Origin of the sequence: Herbaspirillum sp. GCM10030257, from assembly GCF_042666555.1 — a bacterium.
Classification (GTDB): domain Bacteria; phylum Pseudomonadota; class Gammaproteobacteria; order Burkholderiales; family Burkholderiaceae_D; genus Noviherbaspirillum.
This window is the reverse complement of sequence record NZ_JBHTDH010000030.1, coordinates 37,299-47,832: the sequence shown is the minus strand read 5'-3', so window position 1 is coordinate 47,832 and position 10,534 is coordinate 37,299. Positions and strand designations below refer to the sequence as shown.

General features: G+C 52.4%; 8 protein-coding genes. 1 reads left to right on the top strand and 7 read right to left on the bottom strand.

Annotated elements, in window-relative coordinates; translation table 11 throughout:
• The 6 genes from ACFQUU_RS25305 to ACFQUU_RS25280 all read right to left on the bottom strand — a co-directional run.
• Positions 1-652: AAA family ATPase (locus ACFQUU_RS25305; RefSeq protein ID WP_382250894.1), on the bottom strand; the 652-nt coding region annotated here is incomplete at its 3' end.
• A gap of 27 nt (positions 653-679) precedes the next feature.
• The gene (locus ACFQUU_RS25300) at positions 680-2,686 is read right to left on the bottom strand and encodes an integrase (protein ID WP_382250893.1); all 2,007 of its coding nucleotides are present in this window, start codon (positions 2,684-2,686) and stop codon (positions 680-682) included.
• Entirely contained in the window at positions 2,683-3,306 is a 624-nt protein-coding gene (locus tag ACFQUU_RS25295) for a hypothetical protein (protein ID WP_382250892.1), read from the bottom strand. Before ACFQUU_RS25295 ends, ACFQUU_RS25300 begins: the two co-directional genes overlap by 4 nt.
• A 508-nt stretch (positions 3,307-3,814) precedes the next feature.
• Positions 3,815-4,921: an alkene reductase gene (locus tag ACFQUU_RS25290; RefSeq protein ID WP_382250891.1), complete on the bottom strand. Its 1,107-nt coding sequence runs from the start codon at positions 4,919-4,921 to the stop codon at positions 3,815-3,817.
• 283 nt (positions 4,922-5,204) lie between these two features.
• Positions 5,205-6,416 carry an L-dopachrome tautomerase-related protein gene (locus tag ACFQUU_RS25285; RefSeq protein WP_382250890.1) on the bottom strand — a complete coding sequence of 404 codons (1,212 nt, stop codon included), beginning with the start codon at positions 6,414-6,416 and terminating at the stop codon, positions 5,205-5,207.
• A 33-nt stretch (positions 6,417-6,449) separates the two neighbouring features.
• Positions 6,450-7,142, bottom strand: a complete 693-nt coding sequence (locus tag ACFQUU_RS25280) for a type 1 glutamine amidotransferase domain-containing protein (RefSeq protein ID WP_382250889.1) — start codon at positions 7,140-7,142, stop codon at positions 6,450-6,452.
• 148 nt (positions 7,143-7,290) lie between these two features.
• On the opposite strand from ACFQUU_RS25280, the gene ACFQUU_RS25275 reads away from it, so the two are divergent.
• Positions 7,291-8,178 carry a LysR substrate-binding domain-containing protein gene (locus ACFQUU_RS25275; RefSeq protein WP_382250895.1) on the top strand — a complete coding sequence of 296 codons (888 nt, stop codon included), beginning with the start codon at positions 7,291-7,293 and terminating at the stop codon, positions 8,176-8,178.
• Between the two features lie 693 nt (positions 8,179-8,871).
• Here ACFQUU_RS25275 and ACFQUU_RS25270 read toward each other — a convergent pair.
• Positions 8,872-10,209 carry an ISKra4 family transposase gene (locus ACFQUU_RS25270; RefSeq protein ID WP_382250888.1) on the bottom strand — a complete coding sequence of 446 codons (1,338 nt, stop codon included), beginning with the start codon at positions 10,207-10,209 and terminating at the stop codon, positions 8,872-8,874.
• Positions 10,210-10,534 lie beyond the last annotated feature (325 nt).

Here is a 10,534-nt window from a genome sequence, read left to right as displayed (position 1 = left end):
CATATCCACTAAGGCACGTCGCCACATCGTTCGCGTTACGAATACCAAAGAAGGCGAACTCGTCAACCATGAGCCGAGCTACAATTTGCGTCCTTCCCGCACGCTGCATACTTACCTTAATTGCATACAGTTCTTGCTGGCCGACCAGGAACATGAACAGCTTGATCTGCATGCGGTCAAGATGGTCCTGCACATCGCGTAGCCATTCATATTCGTTTTCTGCGAGACGCTGCGCCTCGTCGACAAACATAATGGCAGTGCCGCTTCCGTTCTTTGAGCAGGCTTCCTTTATTTTGTTAATCAGGCGAATCCGTTTCGTAGGGTTCGAACCTGAATCCGGTTCGGGATATCCGACGGCGTCGAGTAGATTGGTGAAGAACGGCCCTTCTGCATGGCGCGGTTTGTGTTCAGCCTGCAGGTGGTACGTCGTGATCTTCGGATGCGTTTCAGCCAACAAGAGACGCAAGTATTCAATCGCCCGGGTCTTGCCAATCCGCGAGGGACCGTATATCAAGGCGCCTGTAGTTCGGTATCGTAAGCAGCGATTCACCAGTTCAAAGAACGCCTGGATTGCAGGTGTAGCAATACGGTAGTTGCCGGTTGCGATCGGATGCATGTCTGGATCGATTGGGCGTGCAATTCTGGTTGCCATAAGCCTCCTTGCTGACCGCTGTAGTGGTTAAATACTCGTGGTGTAGCCGAAACCGATAGTGAGAATCTCGGCCTTTGGCTTCTGGCTTGGGTCCCTCTTCTCTTCCGGGGTGTCAGTACCTTGGTGCTGCGGTAGAAGGTCTTCAGGTACCGGCCGACGCTGCGTATCGGATACGGGCTCAGCTTCACTAAAGTGGGTCGGTGCGCTGGATAGAACTCTCGCTGTTCTTTCAAAGTCATTCGCAGCACGCCGACTGGTCTTCGCCTTGGCACGTTTCTCCTGCATAAAGCCTTCCAGGAAATCGTGGTCGAGTCTGAACTCTAGGCGCTTGCTGTCCCGCTTCTTCAGGATTTCCCGCCGCAGCTTTAAGTCATGCGTAATCTCACCCCACAGGCCTTGTGCTTTTAATACCCCGAGTTCCGAGCCGTCGGGCAGGAAAGCGCGTACAGTACGGAGATCATCGCTGTTGTAATAGATGCGCAGATCCTTTCCGAACAGGTCGCCGCTGGTTGCCAGGGTTACATTCGTGTAGCGCACCTGAAAGAGGTTGATGTGTGCACGTGTGCCTTGAGCCAGATAACCACGTACCCGACATCGGCGTGCCTTTTGCATGAGGCACAGCGTACGACGCTTTAGCTCTGGCAGCCACGAAATCAGGTGCCCCTTCCCTCTTATGAAGTATTCCATCGCCTCCAGTGGCGAGCGGCCATTCAATCCAGCATGCGGCGTGGCGTTGTAGTTGGCAATTGATGCTTCCATCAGCTCTTCCATCTCCGAAAGGGAAATGAATAGACGCAAATTGCCCTTCGGGCTGCACAGTGCACGTCGCACATCCTGTGGGCTGGACCCGGTATACCCGGGAAGGCGTGATGAAAGCGTGCTGGCCACCGTACCGAAGAAACGTTCGATATATGGTCGATCGTTTGGTTGGTGTGGGGGCCCTGCATCTACCGCGCAGCCAATGAACTCGCACAGAGCGCTAACGGTATCCTCGGCAAGGTTCGCCTTAGCGTTATCCAAACGCACGCGCTCCCAGACCGCATATCCAAGTTCAGGCAACCGTCCGGATGGAAAGTCACCATGCATGCCGTATCCGACATTGGGCAATGTGAAGGGTCGCCGTACGTGCGGCGTCAAGGCATTCTCTATCGTCTTGATGACGTCGTAGCGACTGTATTCTCTCGAGAGAACAAGGTTATAGCCAAGTACTGCGCGGGTACACACATCAATTATCACCAGCAGCCAGATGCGTTCGATTTCCACTTCCTGGTCAAACCCAAGCGGATCTCGAATGACAATCTTTAACCGTACATCCAGGCGGTGACCATCAAACTCCACAACCTGATACGGGCGCGCTGGCCCTCTTCTGGGGCTGAAGTCGGTGTGGGGGACACCTTTTACATGCCCTGCCCCGGCGGCTCGGGCGGCAGTCCCGAATTTACTCAGTAACTCACTCTTGACGTAGGAGGAGAGTGAACGCATGCCCTTATGCCCGGTGTTAAGAGGATAGTCGGCGCCGGTGATGCCTACCTTACGACATTGCTGGATAAACCCCGTATGAAGATTGCTGAGATTTCGCAATCGCGTCTTTAGCTTCCCATCTGTGCTGATTTGTTCAAGTACAACTGCGCGTTGGTCGATTTTTGTTTCAAGCCACGTCGCTAATATTGGATACCGTTCAAGCAGCATGGCGAAAGCGCCAGCGAATCCGGCCCTTGTGCCTACATTATCGACCGAGAAATCGCTCTTACGGGTATAGGGTTCAACATGCCGGCTTTTCAGCAATGCACGAAATCCAAAGATCTGTCCGTCTTCAGCCTGCCTCAGACAGCGATCCAGCAACCAATATAGCTGGCGGCTCTGGATACCCGTTTGAGTAGCAATTTCCCGTAACGTCATTCCACAGACATAGAGCTCGACTGCCTTGGCCCGTGCCATGAACGCTTTCCGCTTCTCAACCGGCAAGGCGTGGTGATCTACCGCAGGCCACGTACTCAAATCAATCTGCAGGAAGTCACAGCGACGTCGATTCATGGCTTGGCATTCCGCGGTTCGAAATGTGACAAGAATGAGAGCGGTTCGGTCCTCAAGCGTGGAGCATCCAATCGGCCACGGTGAAGCAAGGTGAAAACTGCGGCGCGCACCGTAGTGAGATCTGATGTTCCCAATTCCCTTTCAATGAATGAAAGTTGCATTGGTTCGGAAACGAACTTCTCGACCGATTTGAAGAAGGAATCCGTGAGAAGATCCCTGTATGAAGTAATCACTGGCAGCATTCGCTCCCAGTTCTCAATCCATGTGCGCATGGCGGCAAGCTCAGCACTTGGGATCGTCCTTACTTCATATTGTGTTGAGCCAATCGTTGTTGTAGATATTTGGCCGCTTTCACCGATAAGCAGCAGTGATTCACGATCGTCCTCCTTGACCCAATAGTCTGCCAGGATCTTGGCTCCGCCGAAGTTGAGATAGGCCGGTCGTTCGCAATACAGCTGGATCGATGGACTTGCTTCGAGCAAAACCCACTGGCTGTAGGCAGCCTCCCCGAAGCATTGAAGACGACGGCCGATTTTAAGGCCGTAGACGTCGATTCTCCGTGTCCCTCGCGGCCGTGCCATTGACACAGGAGCCTGGAAGCATGTTGTCAGTTTCTTCATGCCGACAACGTACGCCCGAAACGCCAAAGTCAAAGCTACGAACAGCCAGAATTACTTCCCTCTGATACGAAACTCCAAATTTACTTCTTTTTGTAAAGCTAGTAAATTTGGCTGAAAATCGGCGGCTTAAGAGCGGCAAGTCTCAAAAAATGCAGCCAAAATCACTTCGCTCTACGGCAGCCTAATTGCGTTTCTGGCATTTTGGCGATGATATAGCTCGAAGCCTGTACCCGACCGAGCGTTAGCCTGCTCAGCTCTTAGATCACGACGCAGAGCTTCAAGCAAAGCATCCTTTTCATGGGCAAAAACTAGGACTAGCTGCTGCATGATCACTCCCTACACGATTGATTGAGGCAATGACGGCGGTATGCGCCGGCTAACACGAAAGACAGTACTATCCTGGTCGGCACAGCCCAGACGGCGCATAAACCGTCACTTTCCTCGTCCTCAAGGTATGCGCCGACTTGATTGCGCGACAGACCTTGATATCAGACGCCATTGCGAACCATTAGGCAGCACTGACTCCATGCGGACCATAGTCGATATAACCATGCGCGCCGCCGCCGTAATAGTGCGATCGATCGGCGGAGGCCAACGCCAAACTATTCTTCAAACGCACCACTAGATCAGGATTGGCGATGAATGGCTCGCCAAAAGCAGCAATATCAATAAGGTCGCTGGCGATCAATTCTTCTGCCCGCTCCCGTGTCATTCCGCCAGCCAAGATGAGCGTACCTTGGTAACGATCTCTGAATGCCGACAGAAACGCATCCGGGATAGCTGTACTGCCACGCGACTTTTGGTCCATCAGATGAACATAAGCCACTTTTCGTCGGCTCAATTCGTCCGCCAGGAAAAGATAGGTATCATCGACCTCAGGATAGTAAGGCATGTCAAACAACCCCCCATAGGGTGAAAGACGAATCGCCGTATGCCCTGCACCAATCCGGTCGATCACCGCGTCAACGGCTTCAAGTACAAACCGAGTACGGTTCTCCAGTGTATCGGCACGATAGGCATCTGTCCGGTCATTGACGAGCGGATTCAAGAATTGCTCAATCAAGTATCCGTTCGCGCCGTGTAATTCGACACCATCAAAGCCGGCCTCGATCGCATTTGCTGCTGCATTGGCAAAATCGGAAATTACACCGCGAACTTCATCAGTTGTGAGGGGCCTCGGTTTGGATACGTCAACTGCGCCCGGTGTCCCGTCTGCGGTAATACCCCAAGCTTGGGCATTCTTGGCAATTTGACCCGTCGAGCTCACTGGCGAAATCCCGCCTGGCTGATTCGAAACATGGCTCACTCGGCCAACATGCCAAAGCTGGGTAAAGATGGTGCTCCCCTCGGCATGTACAGCATCGGTTACCTTCCGCCACCCTTGTACTTGGTCCTGCCGATACAGGCCGGGAATAAAGAGAAAACCCTCGGCAGTAGAGGAAATCGATGTGCCTTCGGTAACGATCAAACCCGCTGAAGCTCGCTGCCTGTAATAAGCGACCATTAAGTCATTTGGGACGCCCTTCGCGGTGCGGGCCCTTGTCATAGGCGCCATGGCGATGCGATTAGCCAATTTGTGTTCAGCCATCGCATACGGTTGGAATAATGTACTCATTATGGATCCAAAAAAATAGACAAAGAAGCACTAAAAAAGCGACCTAAGGCATTGGAGCGAAGTCGTCAGCCAAACTGGTGACCTTTAGGCATGGGTCGAACCCACTCTCACCAATGCATAGTCTCGAGTGCGGACCAATCGATGAACGACAACCTATGTTCGACGTCACGTAGAGACCATGCGCTGTGGGCCTGGCTGAAGGCCCAGCTTAGCTTGTGATGAGCGCGCCTCAATTAAGCGTTATGCGGTTTGGAACATACTGCCCGCGGTCCGGTCATCGATCCTATTTACGCAGCGACCTGTCACGCGCTGGCAGCCGCCATATTTCATACCGTTCTTCTCCGGCTTTTACCGCGCCAGCAAAATGGTTATTAAGGTTGCTGGCGGTGAAATAAAGGGCATTCTGAGGGCCACTTGTAATAGTATCCGGCCAATAGATGCGCTCATCAGAAGCCAATAAAGTCGAACGTTTACGCTTAGGGTTAAATACCGAGATTCCGTTGTGGGTAACGTTTGTAATGAACACTCTACCGGACGGATCAACGACAATACCATCAGTATTGCCATCGATCGTTCCTAGATTGCGTACTGACGAAGCCACCTGGTTATCTGTCGATTTGAAGTTTCTCAAGACTGCTGTGGACATCGCGTGCAGTTGGTCCCCTGCAGTCACCGTCCAATATAGCGTTTCAGCATCGGGCGACAATGCAATTCCGTTTATGGCGACTTGTAACGGCTTATTTGGCCACACCTCTTCACCGTGCGAATAGACCTTTGCATCACGCTTTATTTGAACAGATTGATGCTGATGCAGGACACGCCGGACTTCAGAAGTCTTGAAATTAACGACAATGATTCCTGACATATTCTCAGGTGCACTACGGAAGCCGCTATCCGAGATGTATGCAACTTGTCGCACTTCATCCACGGCGACATCGTTAAGGAAACTGCCTCGTCGATCAGCCACAGAATCAAGGGGAAAGGATTTGACCAACGTCCCACTCTTCAGGTTAAATACAATCAGCTTTTGCGCACCAGCCGGAGCTTCGGACTCGCCAGCAATAAACCCCATATCGAGAGCCCAAAGCCAATTGTTGCGGTGATCAACATGGAAGCCCAAAACATTTCGAAGAGAGGTTTTCACATCGCCATCAACAGCGTTGACATCAACCGATGGAAAAGCGGTCAAGCGGGCCGGCCCAGCAGTCGCGTTTAGGTCCAGGATACTGATCGTTGCGGGAGCGCTTGGCGACAACAGTCGCGGCGTGCTCACGTACGCAGTACCGTCCTTACTGAAGTGCAACCCCGCTATCGGCGCGGTGACTGATTGCGCATACCGACTTGGGGAATTAGAATCCGACGCCCGCTCCCATGAAACTCCTTCATAGGTTCGCCATCTCTCAAGAGAAGCTCCGCTTGTCCCAGCTTCTGCCTGGACCGAGCCGCAGACAATAAGCGTCGCTATAGAGACATACTTTACAATCGACTTATACATGAACCGGTTCCCTATAATTATCTAACGGCTGTTCTATTTTTCGAGAAGCACTTCAATCATCAGCTCCGCAACACGAGCTGCAGATTGCGGATTCTGGCCGGTTACGAGATTCTTGTCCCTCACCGCAAAACTTTCCCAGAGGCCCCCATGGACGTACCGTGCGCCTTGTTCTCGCAAGCCATCTTCCAGTAGTACAGGAACGACGCCAGTCAACTGCACCGCAGTCTCTTCAGCGTTTGTAAAGGCATTGACCCTCAAACCCTCTACAATAGGAAGTCCGTTTGCGCCACGCGTATTCAGAAGGACTGACGGGCCATGGCAAACTGCGCCAATCAGCTTGCCGGCATCGAAAAACTTCCCGAGCTTCGCGGTCAGCACCTTATCGTACGGAAGATCGAATACTGCGCCATGGCCACCGGGAAAGAACACTGCATCAAACTCCGAAAAATCGGTTTCCGACACGGCCGAGGATTGACCTAACAACGCCATCGCTAGTTGATCTGCACGGAACCATACAACGTCGTCAGGCACGGTCTCAAGCAATTCCAAACTACTTGGATCGTGTGGCGGCAACCCGCCTTTCAATGAAGCGATTTGAATACTGAATCCAGCCTCATGGAACCGGCGGAACGGCGTAGCCAATTCTTCGTAATGAAAACCGGTTCGGCGCCCTGTATTGCCTAACCGATTGTGTGACGTGATCACAATCAAAATCTTCTTAGTCATGGTTTTGCCCTGCTAGGTGAAAGGTGTATGCACGTCATCATGCAGTATGCGGTCAGCAAGTTAAATCCTGATCTAGTGGTAACATTTCGCACTATCAGTGGATAATCGGCCACCGGACATAGAGGGAAAATTGGACAAATTGGTTGCTATGAGGGTGTTTTCTCGTGTTGCGGAAACCGCCTCTTTCACTCGAGTCGCACACGAGTTAGAACTCTCAAGCTCTTACGTAAGCAAGTTAGTAATGCAACTTGAGCAGAGCTTGGGCGCAAAGTTGCTGCAAAGAACCACGCGACGGCTTCAATTAACTGAGGCCGGACGTGCATATCATGTGCACTGTGTCCAAATACTTGAACACATGGATCGTGCAGAATCCCTTGTTGCAGAGTGGGGCAATTTCCCAAAAGGTCGGCTGCGCATTAACTTACCGCTGTCATTTTCCCTATGCGACCTTGGACCCGTGATGGCCTCATTTGGGGAGCGCTATCCCGAGCTAGATCTGGATCTTACCCTTTCGGATCAACAAATCGATCTCCTGAAGGAAGGATTCGATTGTGGACTACGTCTGACAACCGATTTCAAAGATAGCAGTTACGTAGGCATACCTATAGCCTCATTCAGGATCATGGTATGTGCGGCCCCGCGGTATCTAAAGCGGCACGGCGTGCCGGCGACTCCACAAGATCTTCAACAGCATAGGTGCTTCGTTTATTCATATGCCTCAGGACATAATCGCTGGCCACTTCGTACGGCAGATCAATCCCATATCGCCGTCAATAGCACATGGCGCATGAACAGCACGCCGTTCATGAAGCATTTCATAATAGAAGGTCAAGGATTGGGGGTCTTACCCGAGTTTGTCGCTCGTCCGGAAATTGAAGATGGAAGGCTCGTGGAAGTGTTGGAAGAAGTAGAGCGTCCGGAGCTTAAGCTTTATGCTGTTTATCCAGCGCGTAAGCTTGTCCCTGCAAAGGTTCAAGTTTGGATCGATTTTATGAGGGAAGAGGCCTACCGATGGGGTGCGAACAAACGCGGGTAAAATTCAGATAGTGAAGGACTAAGGTTGCACCGAACTAGGCGGGTAGCTGCTGCAGTTCTTTTAAGCGGTCCTACGAAGATTTTCTAGGGCGCCCTTGGCGGAAGCCCAAAAGTAGATATACCAATCTGTATCCATATAGTGGTCTTCGTAGACCCGAATGTGACTCATACTATCCTCAGAATTTTCTTCAGGTCTACATCAGTCCCACCCGCGGGGACGCCAATATTGAGGTGCAGCATGCAAGGTACGGCTATGTACTGATTGGCGCTCGCAAGCTGCCGTCCGCAAGCCGCAGACTAAGCGCCGATCCCCTCGCCGCGGCGCGGCAAACGAACTTTACTAGATCCACATGGCACTGTTTATTGGGGGCACATCACTTTGACCCAATACGTAACGAGGTTTTGTCTCCCTCAAGTCCGAGATAGGCTGGCCGTTCTCAATACAACGGGATCGATGGATTAGCCTCGGGCAAACGCAATGACTGAAAGCTGTCTCACCAAAGCATTGAAGTCGTTGTCTAATCTTGAGACCTTAGGTGCCGATTGTCCGTGTTCCGCGCGGGCGACCCATTGGCACTGGCTTCTGAAAGAACGTTGTTAGTGTTCTCATGCCGACAAAGCACACACCCGAATCGCCAAAGTCAAAGCTACAAATAGCCAGAATTACTGAGAGCATTCAAAACCAGAGGCGCCTCTAGGCAACACATTCCCAATGATCGTCATGCTTTTGCTCAGCGAGGTTTCGCCGCCGATCAGGCATGTCACGCATTTTAAGCTCGCCGTTTAGCACCGCTACTCGAACCTGAACGAGAAGGTGTGCTCCTTTGTTAGTCCAACGCATCTGCCTCTTTTTCGCGCAACGCAAGCTGACGACTTCGTTGACTGCCGATTCGGCGATGCTGCTGCTGATCGGCATGCCGCGCCGATAACGCCATCCGTAGTTGATCAGATATCGGGCATTGGATTCCAAGTACCAATACGTCCCGCGCAGATTCCACGATAACGCCCTGTACGCTGCGTCCTCCGGCGTTAGGTCAAGCATGTCATAGATGCTTTTCAGTCGTTCGACTGCTTCAGCCCCTTTGCCATGCCACGTCAACCATTTCGCTGACGCGATTTCGTCTTGTACCAAACGTCCGTTGGGTGCCCACAGGTCCGGAAACTTCTGTGCCGATTGTTCGATCGCGCGAAATTTCATCGCAATGTGAAACCAGTCCAGAATGCGGGTCAACGGCCTTTGGGATCCGTCGACCGCTTTTTCAAATTCGCCTGCGCCGTCAGAGACGATTGTTATCTTTTGGTCCTGTGCAGCGCCCTGCTCCGAGAGAAAATGATTAAGACGCGTTGCTGCTGATGTAACCTCCCAGTTGACGTACCCATACACTTTACAACGGCCATCTTCGTGAACCGCCCGGCCGGCAATAATGTTCACGTGTCGTCCATTTGATGGAAGCCGCTTCGACGGGTAATACTGCGCAAGTTTGGCTTCGTCTTGTTCCTGGCGTGACGGGCGGTGGCGCAACCATGCTGAATCCACCGCCAGGGCAACGATCTTGACCTTGCTATCTGTAGGCGGATAAGCGCGCTCACCACGAATCGCCTTTTCGGCCGCGTCGTCCAGTTCTTGACCGACCACCCATACGCGGTTCCTGACCCCGGAGGTAGAGATCGCCTGATCGACCGGCAATGTCTCTTTTAGGAGCGTGGTGGCAACCGCATACGGCAAGTGCGCAGCCCACTTGACCTGAAGGTATTCCAGTTCAGGACTGACGCGCCGTGGTAACACCAATGCGAGCGGGCTGCATGACTTGCTGGTCGTGTCTTGGCTGCACTTGCAGACACGCAGCTGGGGGCTGTCAATCGTCACCTTGCCGAAAACCGTTCGATATCGGATCGTATGCTTGGCTCTGATTGACAACGTTGCGCCGCACTGCAGGCAAGTCCTGGAAGCGGCCACAAAACCGTGCGCTTGGGCGTTGACTAAAGCGCGCTGCGCTTCGTACATCAGACTTTTGCCTTCCGCCAGACTCAACCCCAACTCTCAACCCCAACTGCTTCAGTTCGCCATCCGCTCGTTCCAAGTCAACCAATCGGATCCGTTCGCTACCGCCTCCATTGTCTTCAATTCGCGCCTCGATGATTATCCGCATCCCAACCTCCCTGATTGCTAGCGAGACAATAAATGTAACTCCAAGTTTGGCTTAACGGCTGCCTCTAGTTTTAACTGCTCTCCGCGACGAGAGCAAAAGCATGACGATCACTGGCAATGCGTTGCCTAGCGGTGCCTCCGGTTTTAACTGCTCTCCTTGACGGCTACCAACAGAAAGGATAACTCCGTCTGGCGGGATCGTAGTTCG